At 70.8% G+C, this 16,489-nt stretch carries 17 protein-coding genes; 16 read left to right on the top strand and 1 reads right to left on the bottom strand.

Annotated features, from left to right (window positions below; translation table 11 throughout):
- Window positions 1-119 precede the first annotated feature (119 nt).
- Complete coding sequence (locus ABD716_RS05585) at window positions 120-968, bottom strand: hypothetical protein (protein WP_344774661.1); 849 nt, start codon at window positions 966-968, stop codon at window positions 120-122.
- A gap of 51 nt (window positions 969-1,019) precedes the next feature.
- Between ABD716_RS05585 and ABD716_RS05580 the strand changes: the two genes are divergently transcribed.
- From ABD716_RS05580 to der, 16 genes are all read left to right on the top strand, one after another.
- The gene (locus ABD716_RS05580; protein WP_344774659.1) at window positions 1,020-1,889 is read left to right on the top strand and encodes a hypothetical protein; all 870 of its coding nucleotides are present in this window, start codon (window positions 1,020-1,022) and stop codon (window positions 1,887-1,889) included.
- Window positions 1,864-2,883 carry an HAD-IIA family hydrolase gene (locus ABD716_RS05575; RefSeq protein WP_344774657.1) on the top strand — a complete coding sequence of 340 codons (1,020 nt, stop codon included), beginning with the start codon at window positions 1,864-1,866 and terminating at the stop codon, window positions 2,881-2,883. The genes ABD716_RS05580 and ABD716_RS05575 overlap by 26 nt, the downstream gene beginning before the upstream one ends.
- A gap of 21 nt (window positions 2,884-2,904) precedes the next feature.
- Window positions 2,905-3,066 carry a hypothetical protein gene (locus tag ABD716_RS05570; RefSeq protein WP_344774655.1) on the top strand — a complete coding sequence of 54 codons (162 nt, stop codon included), beginning with the start codon at window positions 2,905-2,907 and terminating at the stop codon, window positions 3,064-3,066.
- 4 nt (window positions 3,067-3,070) lie between these two features.
- Window positions 3,071-3,871, top strand: a complete 801-nt coding sequence (locus ABD716_RS05565; protein ID WP_344774653.1) for a TlyA family RNA methyltransferase — start codon at window positions 3,071-3,073, stop codon at window positions 3,869-3,871.
- A 5-nt stretch (window positions 3,872-3,876) separates the two neighbouring features.
- Complete coding sequence (locus ABD716_RS05560; RefSeq protein WP_344774651.1) at window positions 3,877-4,782, top strand: NAD kinase; 906 nt, start codon at window positions 3,877-3,879, stop codon at window positions 4,780-4,782.
- Between the two features lie 46 nt (window positions 4,783-4,828).
- Window positions 4,829-6,532 (top strand): DNA repair protein RecN, encoded by a 1,704-nt coding sequence (gene recN, locus ABD716_RS05555; RefSeq protein ID WP_344774649.1) that lies wholly within the window; start codon window positions 4,829-4,831, stop codon window positions 6,530-6,532.
- A 125-nt stretch (window positions 6,533-6,657) separates the two neighbouring features.
- Window positions 6,658-8,370, top strand: a complete 1,713-nt coding sequence (gene pyrG / locus ABD716_RS05550) for a CTP synthase (RefSeq protein ID WP_344774673.1) — start codon at window positions 6,658-6,660, stop codon at window positions 8,368-8,370.
- 4 nt (window positions 8,371-8,374) lie between these two features.
- Entirely contained in the window at window positions 8,375-9,016 is a 642-nt protein-coding gene (locus tag ABD716_RS05545; protein ID WP_344774647.1) for an NUDIX domain-containing protein, read from the top strand.
- Complete coding sequence (xerD, locus tag ABD716_RS05540; protein ID WP_425553389.1) at window positions 8,959-9,915, top strand: site-specific tyrosine recombinase XerD; 957 nt, start codon at window positions 8,959-8,961, stop codon at window positions 9,913-9,915. The genes ABD716_RS05545 and xerD overlap by 58 nt, the downstream gene beginning before the upstream one ends.
- A 40-nt stretch (window positions 9,916-9,955) precedes the next feature.
- Window positions 9,956-10,780, top strand: coding sequence for a ParA family protein (locus tag ABD716_RS05535; protein WP_344774643.1), 825 nt, complete (start codon window positions 9,956-9,958; stop codon window positions 10,778-10,780).
- A complete protein-coding gene (locus ABD716_RS05530) occupies window positions 10,764-11,585 on the top strand; it encodes a segregation and condensation protein A (protein ID WP_344774641.1) in 822 nt (273 codons plus the stop codon). The genes ABD716_RS05535 and ABD716_RS05530 overlap by 17 nt, the downstream gene beginning before the upstream one ends.
- Entirely contained in the window at window positions 11,575-12,141 is a 567-nt protein-coding gene (gene scpB, locus ABD716_RS05525) for an SMC-Scp complex subunit ScpB (RefSeq protein WP_344774639.1), read from the top strand. Before ABD716_RS05530 ends, scpB begins: the two co-directional genes overlap by 11 nt.
- Window positions 12,131-12,928, top strand: coding sequence for a pseudouridine synthase (locus tag ABD716_RS05520; protein ID WP_344774637.1), 798 nt, complete (start codon window positions 12,131-12,133; stop codon window positions 12,926-12,928). Before scpB ends, ABD716_RS05520 begins: the two co-directional genes overlap by 11 nt.
- Window positions 12,925-14,007, top strand: a complete 1,083-nt coding sequence (locus tag ABD716_RS05515) for a prephenate dehydrogenase (RefSeq protein ID WP_344774635.1) — start codon at window positions 12,925-12,927, stop codon at window positions 14,005-14,007. Before ABD716_RS05520 ends, ABD716_RS05515 begins: the two co-directional genes overlap by 4 nt.
- On the top strand, window positions 14,004-14,696 hold the full coding sequence (gene cmk / locus ABD716_RS05510; RefSeq protein WP_344774633.1) for a (d)CMP kinase: 693 nt from the start codon (window positions 14,004-14,006) through the stop codon (window positions 14,694-14,696). The genes ABD716_RS05515 and cmk overlap by 4 nt, the downstream gene beginning before the upstream one ends.
- A gap of 14 nt (window positions 14,697-14,710) precedes the next feature.
- On the top strand, window positions 14,711-16,225 hold the full coding sequence (gene der / locus ABD716_RS05505; protein WP_344774631.1) for a ribosome biogenesis GTPase Der: 1,515 nt from the start codon (window positions 14,711-14,713) through the stop codon (window positions 16,223-16,225).
- Window positions 16,226-16,489 lie beyond the last annotated feature (264 nt).

Raw genomic sequence — 16,489 nt, 5'->3', positions numbered from 1 at the left:
GGAGAGTAGGACACCGCCGAACACCCATTACAAAAGGGCCATCCGAACACCGGATGGCCCTTTTGGCTTTTAATGCCTATAAATACACAGCAGCGTGAGGAGTGCCCGTGAGCGACAGCTCAGGCGATGACGAGAAGGACCGCCGGCCGCGCCGTGCCGGGGGTGACCGGCCGGCCCGAGATGACCGCAGCGGCAGGTCTGCTTCCCGCTTCAACTCCGACCGGTCGTACGAGAGCGGATCGGGCCGGCCGCGGCGCGACGATGAGCGTCGCCCCCGCCGAGACGGCGGGTTTGATCGCCCTCGGCGAAGTGACGATGGCCGACCGGGTCGTGAAGGCGGCTTCTCTCGCGACGGCGCGGGGCGGGCGCGCCGTGACGACGACCGGCGCGGAACCGGTGCCTCGCGCGGCGAGGCCGAGCGCCGCCCGTACGGCGACCGTCGCCCCCGTCAGGACGGCGAGCGACAGGGCCCCGCGAGACGCGACGGCGAGCGTCGGCCGTATTCGGGGCAGGACTCGCGGCCACGCCGAGACGGCGGCGGCTACTCCGGCTGGGGCGGCGAGCGGCGTTCGTACGGCGACCGCTCGGAGCGGCCGCGGCGCGATGACGGGCGAGGCTACGCTCCGCGCGACGGCGAGCGGCGCTCGCGGCCTGACCAGAACAGGCCTCAGCGTGATGGTGGATACCAACAGCGCGGGGGCGCGCGACCGCGTCGTGAGGGCGGCTTTGAGCGCCGTGATGACCGGCCGCGTCGTGACGGAGAGTTCCGGCCGCGTCGTGACGGTGAGTTCCGGGGCCCGCGGCGTGACGGCGCGGAGCGCGCGCAGCGAGACCGGCGTGAGGGCGGCTACCGTCCTCGCGGCGGCGATGAGCAGCGGCTGTGGACACGTGACGGCAGGCCGGCTCGCGGCGACCGTGATGCCTCGCGCGCCGAGTGGCGCGACGATGAGGAGTATCGGCGCCGTCAAGAGCTGAAGGCGGTGCGACCGCGCCACGATGACCCGGAGTTGCCGGCATCCGTGAGCTCTAAGGATCTGGACTACGCGGCCCGACTCGAGTTGCGCACCCTGGCCAAGGACAACGCTGAGGATGTGGCGCGCCATCTGGTGATGGCGGCGCAACTGATCGAGGAGGACCCGGAGCTCGCGCACCGGCACGCTCTCTCGGCGGCACGTCGTGCCGGCCGCGTCGGCGTGGTGCGCGAGACGCTCGCGATCACGGCATATGCAACGGGCGACTTCGCGCTCGCGCTGCGCGAGCTGCGCACCTATCGGCGCATCTCCGGCAAGGACGACCAGGTGCCGCTGATGGTCGACAGCGAGCGCGGGGTCGGGCGGCCCGAGCGCGCGTTGGAGCTCGGTCGCTCCGTCGATCGCTCGACGCTGAGCAATGAGGTTCAGGCATCCCTCGCCATCGCCATGTCGGGCGCGCGCCTCGACCTCGGCCAGCCGGAGCTCGCGCTCGGTGAGCTGGAGATCCCGCAACTGAATCCTGACGTCGCGTACTCATGGAGCCCCGCGCTGTTCCAGGCATACGGCGACGTGCTCGACGAGCTCGGCCGCACGGCTGAGGCGCAGCAGTGGTGGGATCGCGCCGACCACGCCGCCGAGGCGCTCGAGGAAGCCGCGGCAACGGCGGAGCACGAGACGGTCGATGTGGTCGAGGAAGGCGGGGAGTTCGAAGAGGGTGTCGAACTCGACCCGGTCGAGACGCCTGCGAACCCTCAGACCGCGGCCGAGGAATCCGCCGACGATGCGGCTGACGCCGACGCGGCGACCCCCGACGCGGCGACCCCCGACGACGAGTTCAGCGTCGAGGACGAGGTCGCCGAGCTGCTCGGCGAGAGCGACGACGAGGATGCCGATGGCGCTGTTCCGGGCACGGAGTAACGCACGACCGACGCCACTCGACGGCGTCGACGTCGTGCTCGCGGACCTCGATGGGGTCGTCTACAAGGGGCACGAGGCGATCCCGCACGCAGTGGAGAGCCTGAACCGCGCTGCCGAGGCCGCGCGCGTCGCCTACATCACGAACAACGCCTCGCGGACCGATGCGGCCGTGGCCGCCCAGCTGCGCGGCTTCGGCCTCGCGGTCGAGCCCCGTGAGGTGGTGACGTCGCCCCAGGCAGCCGTGCGGCTGCTCGCCGGGCTCGTTCCGCCGGGGGCGCGCATTCTCGTGATCGGTGGCGAGGGGCTCTCGTCCGTCGTGGCGGCCGCCGGTTTCACCGTGGTGTCGTCTGCGGACGACGAGCCGGCGGCGGTGATCCAGGGCTTCGCGCCGGAGCTCGGCTGGAAGGACCTCGCCGAGGCATCGTTCGCTCTCGCGGGCGGCGACGCGGGCATTCCGTGGGTGGCGACCAACATGGACTGGACGATTCCGGTTGCGCGGGGCATCGCTCCGGGCAACGGCACGCTCGTGTCAGCGGTGCACAACGCCGTCGGGCGGTTGCCCGTGGTCGCAGGAAAGCCCGAGGTGGCGATCTTCGAGGAGGCACGGGCGCGGTTCGGCGCCACGAAGCCCCTGTTCATCGGTGACCGGCTCGACACGGATGTGCTCGGAGCCCGGCGCGCGGGCATCGACTCCGTGCTCGTGCTGACCGGCATCGATCGCGCGAAGCAACTGCTCGCGGCGGGCCCCGACTCGCGGCCCACCTACATCCTCGAAGACCTGCGCGGCCTGCACGAGCCGTACCCGGCCGTCGAGAAGGCGCGCGGCGGTGTGACGGTCGTCCGCGGCGCAGCGGTGCGGGTCGACGGCACGACGGTCGACGTCGTGCGCGACGGCGACGACCCGGTCGATCTGCTGCGCGCCGCCTGCCACGCGATCTGGGATTCCGGGGTCGCGATCTATGCGCTCGACGTGCCGGAGCGGCTCTACCGGTAGCGGCGCTGTAGCGTGGAACACGTGGCCGATGAGCGAGATGACGACAGGCGCGGCGATGCGCTGCTGCCGCGCCTCAAGCTGATCGAGGACCAGCCGCTCGAGACGCGCGCCGAGGCGTATGCCCACCTGCACGACGAGCTGCGCGAAGCCCTCGACGCGGCCGATCGCCAGGGCGGGCGCTGAGCAGGTGGCATCCACCCGGCTCGATGCCGCCGTCGTCGCGCGCGGGCTCGCCCGCTCGCGGACGGCGGCCGCGAAGCTGATCGCGGACGGCCGCGTCACGGTCGACGGGAAGCCGGTCGTGAAGGCATCCGCCCAGGTCGAAGACGCCACAGAGATCGTTGTCGCGCTGCCGGATCACTATGTGAGCCGCGGCGCCCACAAGCTGATCGCGGCGCTCGATGCCTTCGGCGTCGACCCGCGCGGGCGACTCGCGCTCGACCTCGGCGCGTCCACCGGCGGATTCACGCAGGTGCTGCTCGAGCGCGGGGCGCGGCACGTGCTCGCCGTGGACGTCGGGCACGGGCAGCTCTCCGTGCCGGTCAAGGGCGACCCGCGGGTGAGCGATATCGAAGGCGTGAACGCCAGATATCTGACGGCGCAGACGCTGGTCGAGGCATCCGGAATCGACGAATCGCCCGACCTCGTGGTCGGCGACCTGTCCTTCATCTCGCTGACCCATGTTCTGCCGGCCGCGCGTGACGCTGCGCGTGCGGAGGCCGACTTCGTGCTGTTGATCAAGCCGCAGTTCGAGGTCGGCCGCACGGGCGTGAGGGAAGGGATCGTGCGCGACCCCGTGCTGCGTGCGGATGCGGTCGCCGGCGTGCTCTGGGCGGCGTGGGACCTCGGGCTCGGGACGGCAGGCGTCATGCCCTCGCCCGTGATCGGGACGCACGGGAATCAGGAGTACCTGTGTTGGATGTCCGCGGGCCGCGGCGCGAATCCGACAGAATGGGTGGACAGGGTTTCGACGATGACGGGAGCGTGACGTTCATGAATGACCGCCGCATCCTGGTCGTCTCGCACACCGGCCGCGAGGAGTCGCTCGACGCCGCGCTGCAGGTGTGCCGGCAGCTTCTCGAGGAAGCCGATGTGGTTCCCGTGCTGAGCGCCGACGAGCTGAGCGACCTGCGTGCCTATGCGCCCGAGCTGATGGGCCTCGAGGTGCTCGGGGCGGGCTGCAAGCCCGGCGACCTCGAGCTCGTCATCGTGCTCGGCGGGGACGGCACCATTCTGCGCGCCGCCGAGATGGTGCGCGGAGCGGACGTGCCGATTCTGGGCGTCAACCTCGGTCACGTCGGCTTCCTCGCCGAGAGCGAGCGGGACGATCTCTCGCGTTCGGTCGCGCGGGCGCTCGCCGGCGACTACGAGGTCGAGGAGCGCATGACGCTGGCCGTGCGCGTGAAGTACGACGGCCAGGTCGTCTACGAGGACTGGGCGCTGAACGAGGCGAGCGTCGAGAAGGCGAGCCGCGAGCGGATGATCGAGGTCATGGTCGAAGTCGACCGGCGACCGCTGTCGAGCTTCGGCTGCGACGGCGTCGTGATGTCGACGCCGACCGGCTCGACCGCCTATTCGTTCTCGGCGGGCGGCCCTGTCGTCTGGCCCACGCTCGACGCCCTGCTCTTCACGCCGATCTCGGCCCACGCTCTGTTCGCGAAGCCGCTCGTCGTGACGCCGGACTCTGCGATCGCCGTCGAGCTGCTGGACCGGGTGCAGACCAACGGCATCCTGTGGTGCGACGGGCGCCGCTCGGTCGAGCTGCGGCCAGGAGCCCGCGTCGTGGTGACCCGGTCGCCGATTCCCGTGAAGATGGCGCGGATGCATCGTGCGTCGTTCACGGACCGCCTGGTGCGCAAGTTCAACCTTCCGGTCGTGGGGTGGCGAGGGCCGGCGTGAGGGGCGTGAGCTCATCGCAGCGACGCCGCAATTTGGGAGACGCAGCGTGATCGAGGAGATCTCCATTCGCGACCTCGGCGTCATCGCCGAGGCGACACTGCCGCTCGGCCCCGGGTTCACGGCGATCACGGGGGAGACCGGCGCGGGCAAGACCATGGTCGTGACGGCGCTCGGACTGCTGCTCGGCCAGCGCTCGGACAGCGGGGTGGTGCGCGTCGGCGCCGCCCAGAGCTGGGTCGAGGGCCGCTGGCGGGTGGACGCCGACGGTGAGACCGCCGATCGAGTGCGCGACGCCGGCGGCGACGTCGACCCCATCGGCGAGAGCGGCGACGCCGAGCTCGTGCTGAGCCGCTCGGTGTCACCGGAGGGCCGCAGTCGCGCGTATGCGGGGGGCCGCAGCGCGCCCGTCGCCGTGCTCTCTGAGCTGGGGGAGCAGCTGGTCGTGGTGCACGGGCAGTCCGATCAGATCCGGCTGAAGAGCGCGACGGCGCAGCGCGAGGCGCTCGACCGCTTCGCCGGGACAGAGTTCCAGGAATCCCTCGCCCGCTATCAGGCCGTGTGGCGGCGCTGGAAGGACGGCGCGACCGAGCTCGCGCAGCTGACCGGCGATCGCGAGCGCCGCGTGCGCGAGGCCGAGGAGCTGCGCGCGGCGCTCGACGAGATCGAGGCGGCGGCACCCCAGCCCGGCGAGGACGCGGAACTCGACGAGCGCATCGAGCGGCTCGAGAACGTCGAGACGCTGCGGGTCGCCGCAGCGGAGGCGCGCGAGCAGCTGTCGGCGGAGGATTCCGACGGGCCGGACGCCTTGTCGCTCATCGACGGCGCGCGCCGCGCGCTCGAGCACGCGGCGGCGCACGATCAGGAGCTCGCTGCGCTCGCCGAGACGCTGCAGGCGGCGCAGTATCAGGTGGCGGATGCCGCCGCGCAGCTGTCGTCGTATCTGGCCGGCCTCGACGTCGACGGCTCTCGCGATCTCGAGCTGCTGCAGGAGCGCAAGGCGCTGCTCGCGTCTCTCGTGCGCAAGCACGGGGCGAGCCTCGACGATGTGATCGCGCTGCTGAGCGACGGCAGCGCGCGGCTGTTCGAACTCGACGGCGACGCCGAGAGGATCGAGGCGCTGACCGCGCAGGTGGCCGCCGACGCGCAGGAGGCGGAGGAGCTCGCCGCCGCGCTGACGGCGGCCCGCATCGACGCCGGCGCTCGGCTCGCGGCATCCGTCACCCGGGAGCTCGCCGCGCTCGCGATGCCGGACGCGCGCATCGTCGTCGAGGTGACCGACCGCGGCGAGCTCGGAGCGTCGGGGCGCGACCAGGTGGCCGTTCTGCTGCAGCCGCACCCCGGCAGCGAGCCGCGGCCGCTCGGACGGGGCGCCTCGGGCGGGGAGCTCTCGCGCGTGATGCTCGCGATCGAGGTCGTGCTCGCCGGCACCGACCCCGTGCCGACCTTCGTCTTCGACGAGGTGGACGCCGGCGTCGGGGGAGCGGCCGCCATCGAGATCGGCCGCCGGTTGGCGCAGCTCGCCGAGCGCTCGCAGGTGCTCGTCGTCACCCACCTCGCGCAGGTCGCGGCGTTCGCCACCAATCACCTGAGCGTCGTCAAGGACACCAGCGGGGCCGTGACCGAGAGCAGCGTGCGTCAGCTGGAGGGGGCCGAGCGCGAGGCGGAGATGGCGCGGCTGCTGTCGGGACTCGCGGATTCCGAGAGCGGTGTGGCGCACGCGCGCGAGCTTCTGGAGCTCGCGCGGGGGTGACGGGGCCTTCGGAGGAAAGGGTCTCGATACGCCGCGCCCTTCGGGCGCGGCTACTCGACCATCGGGGCGGCGGTGGGCGCGGCTACTCGACCATCGGGGTGGGTGAGATAGCATAGAAGCCCGTGGTGGATTCTTCTGACGCGGGCATTTCAAACTCAAACGGCACTACCAAGCACATCTTCGTGACGGGTGGTGTCGTTTCTTCTTTGGGCAAGGGCCTCACCGCCGCGAGCCTCGGCAATCTGCTGACGTCGCGCGGTCTGCACGTCGTGATGCAGAAGCTCGACCCGTACCTCAACGTCGACCCGGGAACGATGAATCCGTTCCAGCACGGCGAGGTGTTCGTCACGGACGACGGCGCAGAGACCGACCTCGACATCGGCCACTACGAGCGCTTCCTCGACGTGAACCTGTCCCAGGCGGCGAACGTGACGACTGGCCAGATCTACTCGCAGGTGATCGCCAAGGAGCGCCGCGGCGAGTACCTCGGCGACACCGTGCAGGTCATTCCGCACATCTCCGACGAGATCAAGCGCCGCATGCGCCTGCAGGCCCACGCCGACCCGCAGCCCGACGTCATCATCACCGAGGTCGGCGGCACCGTCGGCGACATCGAGTCGCAGCCGTTCATCGAGGCGGCGCGCCAGATCCGCCACGAGCTCGGGCGCAAGAACGTGTTCTTCGTGCACGTCTCGCTCGTGCCGTTCATGAACGCCTCCGGCGAGCAGAAGACCAAGCCGACGCAGCACTCCGTCGCGATGCTGCGCTCCATGGGCATCCAGCCCGACGCTCTGGTGCTGCGCAGCGACCGCCCGGTCTCCGATTCCAACAAGAAGAAGATCGCGCTCATGTGCGACGTCGACGAGGACGCCGTCATCAACACGGTCGACCTGCCGAGCATCTACGACATTCCGGTCACGCTGCATGCGCAGGGGCTCGACGCCTATGTGATTGAGCAGCTCGGGCTCGACAAGGCCGGCGAGGCCGACCGCAGCAGCTGGAACGAGCTGCTGAAGGTCGTGCACGAGCCGCGCAAGGAGGTCACGGTCGCGCTGGTCGGCAAGTACATCGACCTGCCGGATGCCTACCTGTCGGTCTCGGAGGCGCTGAAGGCCGGCGGCTTCGCGCACCACGCCAAGGTGAACCTGCGCTGGGTCGCCTCGGACACATGCGAGACGCCCGAGGGCGCCGCGAAGGCGCTCGCCGACGTCGACGGCATCTGCGTGCCGGGCGGCTTCGGGATCCGCGGCATCGAGGGGAAGCTCGGCGCGCTGCGGTTCGCGCGCGAGAACGGCATTCCGACCCTCGGCCTCTGCCTCGGCCTGCAGTGCATGGTCATCGAGTACGCCCGCAACGTCGCCGGTCTGCCCGGCGCGTCCTCGAGCGAGTTCGACCCGGAGACCGAGTTCCCCGTGATCGCGACCATGGCCGAGCAGGTCGACATCATCGCCGGCGGCGACCTCGGCGGCACGATGCGGCTCGGCCTCTACCCGGCGAAGCTCGCCGCGGGCTCGATCGTCGCCGAGCTGTACGGCGCGCCCGAGGCCTCTGAGCGCCACCGCCACCGCTACGAGGTGAACAACCAGTACCGCCAGCAGATCGCCGACGCGGGCCTGTGGTTCTCGGGCACCTCGCCCGACGACCACCTCGTCGAGTACGTCGAGCTGCCGCGCGACGTCCACCCGTTCTATGTCGCGACTCAGGCGCACCCCGAGCTGCGCAGCCGCCCGAACCGTGCGAACCCGATGTTCCGCGGGCTCATCGGCGCCGCGCTCGAGCGCCAGGAGTCGACCCGCCTGTTCCCCGTCGAGGAGCAGGAGGGCGAGAACGTTGCCTGAGCAGGTGCCGCACGAGTCGGCGGATCGCACGCCGATCGCCGACGAGCCGCTCAGCGTCGACGTCACGGAGTCCCGGGTCGGCTTCCACGGCAGGGTCTGGGATGTCCGCACCGAGACCTTCGCGTACAACGATGCGACCCTCACGCGGGACTTCGTCGATCACACCGGCGCTGTGGCGATCGTCGCGCTCGACGATCAGGGACGGATGCTGCTGATCAAGCAATACCGCCACCCGATCCGCCACCGCGACTGGGAGATCCCGGCGGGGCTGCTCGATGTCGCAGGGGAGGACCCCCTCGCTGCGGCGCAGCGCGAGCTCGCCGAGGAGGCCGACCTGTTCGCCGCCGAGTGGAACGTGCTCGCGGAGTTCGTGAACTCCCCGGGCGGCAGCAACGAGGCGCTGCGGGTCTACCTCGCGCGCGGCATCTCGGCGACGGGCGCGCCGTTCGAGCGAACCGCCGAAGAGGCCGACATCGAGGTGCGCTGGGTGGACCTCGACGAGGTCGTCGACGCGGTGCTGGCACGGCGGGTGCAGAACGTCTCTCTCGTCATCGGCGCGCTCGCCGCCCGCGCGGCGCGCGAGCGCGGATGGGCGAGCCTCGGCTCGCCGGAGGAGCCGTGGACCAGGAATCCGCAGGCGCTCTGACGCGCGACGTCACGGCGTACCTGCGGTACGCCGGCCTCGAGCGGCGCCTGGCGAAGAACACCATCGCCTCGTACCGGCGCGATCTCGCCACGTACACCGAGTGGCTCGCCGATCGGGGCATCGCCTCGCTTGACCAGGTGACGCCTGCGACGCTGAGCTCGTACGCGAAGTTCCTGGGGGAGCGCGAGGAGCCGCTGGCCCCGGCATCCGTGTCGCGCATGCTGGGCACCGTGCGCAACCTGCACCGCTTTCTCGCGGTCGAGGGCAGAACGCAGGCGGATGCCGCGCGCGAGCTGCGCACGCCGAAGAAGTCCATGCGGCTGCCGAAGGCGATCCCGCAGGCCGACGTCACCGCTCTGATCGAGACGGCCTCTGGCGACGACATCGTCGCCCTGCGCGACCGCGCGCTGCTCGAGCTGCTCTACGCGACGGGCGCGCGCGTCTCGGAAGCCGTCGACCTCGACGTCGACGACGTGGTCGACCGTGAGATCGTGCGCCTCACCGGCAAGGGCGACAAGCAGCGCATCGTGCCGCTCGGCAGCTACGCGCGCGAGGCCCTCGACACCTATCTCGTGCGGGCGCGGCCGGCTCTGGCGAGCCGGGGCAGGGGCACGGATGTCGCGGCGCTGTTCCTCGGGGTCCGCGGTCGGCGCGTCAGCCGACAGAACGCCTGGCTCATCATCAAGAAGGCCGCCGAGCGGGCAGAGCTCGCCGCGGAGATCTCGCCGCACACCCTGCGGCACTCCTTCGCCACGCACCTGCTCGAGGGCGGGGCCGACGTGCGCGTCGTGCAGGAGCTGTTGGGTCATGCATCCGTCGCGACCACTCAGCTGTACACCCTGGTGACCGCCGACACCCTGCGCGACGTGTACACACAGGCGCATCCGCGAGCGCGGTAAGGTTGTCCCCGATCACCCGAACGAAGCGCGAAGGAGCAGTGTGGAGCGCACGCCGACGGACTTCCCGGTGCCGGCACCGCTGAAGCAGCACGGACCCGCGCGCATCATCACCCTGTGCAACCAGAAGGGCGGCGTCGGCAAGACGACCACCAGCATCAGCCTGGGAGCCGCTCTCGCCGAATACGGCCGCCGGGTGCTCGCGATCGACTTCGACCCGCAGGGCGCTCTCTCGGCCGGCCTCGCGATCAACACGCACGAGGCGACGACGATCTACGACCTGCTGCTGAACGGCAAGCTCGACCCGCAGGAGGCGATCCAGCACACGAGCGTTCCCGGACTCGACGTGATTCCGGCCAACATCGACCTGTCTGCCGCCGAGGTGCACCTCGTCAACGAGGTCGCGCGTGAGCAGGCCCTCGCGCGCGTGCTGCGCCGCGTGAGCGACGACTACGACGTCGTTCTGATCGACTGCCAGCCCTCCCTCGGCATCCTGACCGTCAACGCCCTGACGGCGGCGCACGGCGTGCTGATTCCGCTCGAGAGCGAGTACTTCGCGCTGCGCGGCGTCGCGCTGCTGATCGAGACCGTCGACAAGGTCAAGGAGCGCCTCAACCCGGCGCTCGAGCTCGACGGCATCCTCGTGACGATGTTCGACTCGCGCACCCTGCACTCGCGCGAGGTGTTCGAGCGCGTCAAGGACGCGTTCAAGGACAAGGTGCTCGACACGGTCATCTCGCGCACCGTGAAGTTCCCCGACGCGTCGGTCGCCGGCTCGCCCATCACGCAGTTCGCGCCGGAGCACCCGGCTGCGGAGGCCTACCGCCGCCTGGCACGGGAGCTCGTCTCGCGTGGCGCCGTCGCTTGACCCCGTCGAGGGCGATGAGCAGGCGCCGTCGTTCCGCGTCGCGCTCGACAACTTCGAGGGCCCCTTCGACCTGCTGCTGTCGCTGATCGGCAAGCACGAGCTCGACATCACCGAGATCGCCCTCAGCCGCGTCACCGACGAGTTCATCTCGTACCTGCGCGGCATCGACCTCGCCGAGGAGCTCGACCAGGCGAGCGAGTTCCTCGTCGTCGCGGCCACGCTGCTGGACCTCAAGGTCGCGGGGCTCCTGCCGCAGGGCGAGCTCGTGGACGCGGAGGATGTCGCACTGCTCGAGGCGCGCGACCTGCTGTTCGCGCGCCTCTTGCAGTACCGCGCCTTCAAGGAGGCGTCCGCCTGGTTCGATGAGCGACTCGCGCAGGAATCCGGGCGCCACGCGCGCACCGTGCGGCTCGACGAGAAGTACCGGGCGCGCACCCCCGAGCTCGTCTGGACGCTGTCCGTCGACGACTTCGCGGCGCTCGCTCTGCTCGCGTTCACCCCGAAGGAGATCCCGGTCGTCGGCCTCGATCACCTGCATGCGCCCCTCATCAGCATCCGCGAGCAGGCGGCGACGGTGGTGGCTCTGCTGCGCGACGGCGCGCCGCGGTCGTTCCGCGAGCTGATCGCCGGCGTGGAGGTCAAGGGCGTGATCATCGCGCGCTTCCTTGCGATCCTCGAGCTGTACCGACATGCCGCCATCCACTTCGAGCAGCTCGAGCCGCTCGGCGAGCTGACGGTGCAGTGGTCGGCCGAGAACTGGACGGAAGAGAACCTGGCGAATCTGGGGGCGGACTATGACGGGTGATGTGCGGCGGCGGCTTGAGGCGATCCTGATGATCGCGGACGAGCCGCAGAGCCTCGTCAGCCTCGCGACGGCGATCGGCGCGCCGGTCGCCGCCGTGCGCCAGGCGATCGAGGCGCTGCGGGCCGACTATGACGGCGAGGACGAGAGCACGGGGCGCGTGCGCCGCGGCTTCGAGCTGCGCGAGATCGGCGGCGGCTGGCGGATCTACGTGCGCGAGGACTACGACAGCGTCGTCACCGACTTCGTCGTCACGCAGAACCCCACGAAGCTGTCTCAGGCGGCGCTCGAGACGCTCGCCGTGATCGCCTACAAGCAGCCGATCACGCGCGGGCAGGTGGCGAGCATTCGCGCCGTGAACGTGGATTCCGTCGTGCGCACCCTGCTGAGCCGCGGGCTCATCACCGAGCTGTTCGCCGACGCCGAGACCGGCGCGATCAACTACGGCACGACGGATCTGCTGCTCACGCAGCTCGGCATCAACTCGCTCGACGAGCTGCCGCCGATCTCGCCGCTGCTGGCCGATGGAACGGAAGGGTTCGAGGGCGATGTCCGCTGACACGACGGGCGCGGGCCCGGGAGCCGCACGCACGGACGGCGAGCGACTGCAGAAGGTCATGGCCGCGGCCGGGGTGGCGAGTCGCCGCGCCTCCGAGATCCTGATCCTCGAGGGCCGCGTCACCGTGAACGGGAAGAAGGTGCGCGAGCTCGGCGCCCGCATCGACCCCGGGAGCGATCTGCTGGCCGTCGACGGCGTCGCGGTGCAGCTCGATCAGAGCAAGCGCTACGTGATGCTGAACAAGCCGACCAAGGTCATCAGCTCGATGGGCGATGATCGGGGCCGCACCGACCTGAGCGGCTTCGTCTCGCAGTACGAGGAGCGGCTGTTCAACGTCGGCCGGCTCGACTACGACACCAGCGGGCTGCTCGTGCTCACGAACGACGGCCCGCTCGCGCAGGTGCTCGCCCACCCGTCGTTCGGCGTCGAGAAGACCTACATCGCGAAGGTCAAGGGAACCGTGACGCCGCAGACCCTGCAGCAGCTGAAGTCGGGGATCGAGCTCGACGACGGGCCGATCCGCATCGATCGGGGGAAGCTCATCACGCGGGGCGCCGCCGACGGGGCATCCATGGTCGAACTCACACTGCACTCCGGCCGCAACCGCATCGTCCGCCGCATGATGGAGGCGGCGGGGCACCCCGTCATCGAGCTCGTACGGCGAAGCTTCGGGCCGCTGCACCTCGGCAGCCTTAAGCTCGGCCGCACCCGCGAGCTGACTAAAATCGAACTCGGCCAGCTGCTCACCCTCGCACGCGAGGCCGAGGAGCAGAAGGGCCGGATGTGACGGAAGCGCGAGTGGGCGGGACGGTCCGCATCGTCGGGTCCGGCCTTCTCGGGGCGTCCGTGGGCCTGGGCCTGCGCCAGCGAGGCGTCGACGTCGTCGTGACGGATGCCTCGCGCACCGCCGCTCGGCTCGCGGTGGAGTACGGCGCGGGGCGTCTCCCGGAGCCGACCGATTCCCCTGCGCTCGTCGTGGTCGCCGTGCCGCCGGACGCCGTCGCCACGGTCGTCGCCGCCGAGCTCGCGGCGTTCCCCGACGCGGTCGTGACCGACGTCGCGAGCGTCAAGGGCGCCCCCCTGGCCGAGCTGATCGAGCTCGGGGCGGACCTGGCGCGCTACGTCGGCTCGCACCCGCTCGCCGGGCGCGAGCGCGGCGGCCCGATCTCGGCCCGCGCCGACCTCTTCCTCGGCCGCCCGTGGGTCGTGTGCCCGCGGCCCGGGCTCGCGCGCGGCCCCGTCTCGCTCGTCGAGGGGCTCGCTCTCGACCTCGGCGCAATCCCGGTCGCGATGGACGCGGCGACGCACGATGACTCCGTCGCCCTCGTCTCGCACGCGCCCCAGCTCGTGTCGACGCTGCTCGCGCGCCGCCTGAGAGGGGCGACGGATGCCGCGCTCGGGCTCGCTGGCGGGGGAGTGCGCGACGTCACCCGCATCGCCTCGAGCGACCCCGCCCTGTGGGTGCAGATCCTGTCGGCGAACGCCGCGACGGTCGCCTCGATCCTGCGCGCGTACCGCGACGATCTCGGCGAGGTGATCACCGCGCTCGAGAACATCGACGAGCCCGGCAGCCGGCGGGCGCTCGCCGAGACGCTCGCCGCCGGCAACGCCGGTGTCGCGCGGCTGCCCGGCAAGCACGGCCAGGACCGGCGGTTCGCGAGCGTCGTCGTGCTCATCGACGACAAGCCGGGGCAGCTCGGCCGGCTCTTCGCCGAGCTGGGCGAGCTCGGCGTCAACATCGAGGACTTCCGGATGGAGCACTCGCCGGGCGCGCAGATCGGCATCGCCGAGATCGCCGTCGTGCCCGAGGCGCTCGAGCGCACCGTGGAAGACCTGACCGAACGCGGCTGGAGGATCGCCGGATGAACACCACCCCTACGACGGGCCCGCTCGTGGTCGCCGTGGACGGCCCCGCAGGCAGTGGGAAGTCGAGCGTGTCGAAGGCCGTCGCGCGCCGGCTCGGCTTCGCCTACCTCGACACCGGTGCGGCCTACCGCGCCTTCGCGTGGCACGCGCAGCACTCCGGGGTGGAACTCGAGGATCAGGCATCCGTCGTCGCTGCGCTGCCCACCTTCGATCTCGCCGAGGCGACGGACCCCGATCACTTCACCGTGCGCGTGGGCGAGCACGACGTGACGGCGGCGATCCGCGAGCCCGCCGTGACCGGTGTGGTGAGCCTCGTTGCGCGCGTGCCCGAGGTGCGCGCCGCGCTGACCGGGATCTTCCGCCGACTCGCGGCCGGGACCGACAAGCCGGGCATCGTGATCGAGGGGCGCGACATCACGACGGTCGTCGCGCCGGACGCCCCTGTGCGCGTTCTGCTGACCGCCAGCGAAGAAGTTAGAATGGGACGTCGCTCTGCCGAGTTGACCGGGCATTCGCCCGAGGCCGTCGGTGAGCAGCTGAAGGCGCGTGATCGCGCCGACTCGCGTGTCGTGGACTTCATGACCGCCGCAGACGGCGTGACGACCGTCGATTCCACCGAGCTGGACTTCGATGAGACCGTGGATGCGGTCATCGCAGTCATCCAGTCCCGCACACACTCCCTCCGCTAGAAACGAGAACCACTATGGCCGACACCGACGACTTCGACGACGCAGCCGTCGGCAGCGACGACCTCGCAGAGAAGCTCGCCGCGCTCGACGACGCGGCGGCGGAACGGCGCACCGCGGCGCTGCGCGGCGGCCTCGACGAGTACGCGCTCGACGACGAGGACCTCGCTGTCCTCGAGTCGGCCGGCGAGGACGTCGACGAGATCACCTATCTGCCGGCGCTGCCCGTGGTGGCGATCGTCGGGCGCCCCAACGTGGGCAAGTCCGCACTCGTGAACCGCATCCTCGGCCGTCGTGAGGCGGTCGTCGAGGACACGCCCGGCGTGACGCGCGACCGCGTCTCGTATCAGGCCGAGTGGATGTCGCGCCGCTTCACCCTCGTCGATACGGGCGGCTGGGAGCCCGACGCTCGCGGAATCGACGCCTCGGTCGCCGCGCAGGCCGAGGTCGCGATCGACCTCGCCGACGCCGTGATGTTCGTCGTCGACTCGAATGTCGGCGCGACCTCGACCGACGAGCACGTCGTGCGTTTGCTGCGCAAGACGAACAAGCCCGTCTACCTCGTCGCCAACAAGGTCGACGACGCGCGTCTCGAGCCGCAGTCCGCCGATCTGTGGTCGCTCGGCCTCGGTGAGCCGCACCCCGTCTCGGCGCTGCACGGCCGGGGTGTCGCGGACCTGCTCGACCTCGTCGTCGGCGCGCTGCCCGAGGTCTCGGCCGTCGCGAAGCGCGAGGTCGGCGGACCGCGCCGCGTCGCCATCGTCGGCCGCCCGAACGTCGGCAAGTCCTCGCTTCTGAACAAGGCCGCGGGGGAGGAGCGCGTGGTCGTCAACGACCTCGCGGGCACCACGCGCGACCCGGTCGACGAGCAGATCGAGCTCGGCGGCAAGGTGTGGCGCTTCGTCGACACCGCAGGCATCCGCCGACGCGTGCACCTGCAGCAGGGCGCCGACTTCTATGCGTCGCTGCGCACCTCGGCCGCGCTCGAGAAGGCCGAGGTCGCCGTCGTCGTGCTCGACGTCACCCAGCCGATCAGCGAGCAGGACGTGCGCATCATCGACCTCGTGCTCGAGTCGGGGCGCGCCCTCGTCATCGCATACAACAAGTGGGACCTGCTCGACGACGACCGCCGCCGCTACCTTGAGCGCGAGATCGAGCAGAACCTCGCCCATGTGGACTGGGCGCCGCGCGTCAACATCTCGGCGAAGACGGGTCGGCACCTCGAGAAGCTCGTTCCGGCGCTCGAGCTCGCGCTCGAGTCATGGGACACGCGCATCGGCACCGGCAAGTTCAACGCGTTCCTCGCGGAGCTCGTCGCGGCCCACCCGCACCCGCTGCGCGGCGGGAAGCAGCCCCGCATCCTGTTCGGCACCCAGGCGTCGAGCCGGCCGCCGACATTCGTTCTCTTCACGACCGGGTTCCTCGACCCGGGGTACCGGCGCTACATCCAGCGCCGACTGCGCGAGCTCTACGGTTTCGAGGGCACCCCGATCGTTCTCAACATGCGCGTGCGCGAGCGGCGCAGCCGCTAGAACCGCCAGCGACACGCAGAAGGCCCGCACCCCCAAATCGCGGGGTGACCCGGGCGGGAAAGCGATTTCTTCGGCCTGAGCGCGCCGCGTTCGGGGGTGGCCGCGTGTAACGCGCCCGAAATGGGGACACGCGCATGACGAGCTCTCAGCATCACTCGGCCTAACGTGATCTGTGTCGGCAACCCGAACCTGCCGGCATACCCGCTCCTCTTGGAACCCGAAGCCGAGGGAATTCTCTGTGTCATCTCACCATGCCCAAAATCA

This window comes from Gryllotalpicola kribbensis (assembly GCF_039538245.1).
Lineage (GTDB): Bacteria > Actinomycetota > Actinomycetes > Actinomycetales > Microbacteriaceae > Gryllotalpicola > Gryllotalpicola kribbensis.
The sequence above is the reverse complement of the archived record's forward strand: the minus strand, read 5'-3'. Positions and strand labels throughout refer to the sequence as shown.

Excerpts from the sequence above, each read along its gene's own strand:
- xerD (WP_425553389.1), top strand. The coding sequence starts at position 8,959 with ATGGGCGAGCCTCGGCTCGCCGGAGGAGCCGTGGACCAGGAATCCGCA.
- cmk (WP_344774633.1), top strand. The coding sequence starts at position 14,004 with ATGAACACCACCCCTACGACGGGCCCGCTCGTGGTCGCCGTGGACGGC.
- ABD716_RS05520 (WP_344774637.1), top strand. The coding sequence starts at position 12,131 with ATGTCCGCTGACACGACGGGCGCGGGCCCGGGAGCCGCACGCACGGAC.
- ABD716_RS05560 (WP_344774651.1), top strand. The coding sequence starts at position 3,877 with ATGAATGACCGCCGCATCCTGGTCGTCTCGCACACCGGCCGCGAGGAG.
- scpB (WP_344774639.1), top strand. The coding sequence starts at position 11,575 with ATGACGGGTGATGTGCGGCGGCGGCTTGAGGCGATCCTGATGATCGCG.
- ABD716_RS05575 (WP_344774657.1), top strand. The coding sequence starts at position 1,864 with ATGGCGCTGTTCCGGGCACGGAGTAACGCACGACCGACGCCACTCGAC.
- der (WP_344774631.1), top strand. The coding sequence starts at position 14,711 with ATGGCCGACACCGACGACTTCGACGACGCAGCCGTCGGCAGCGACGAC.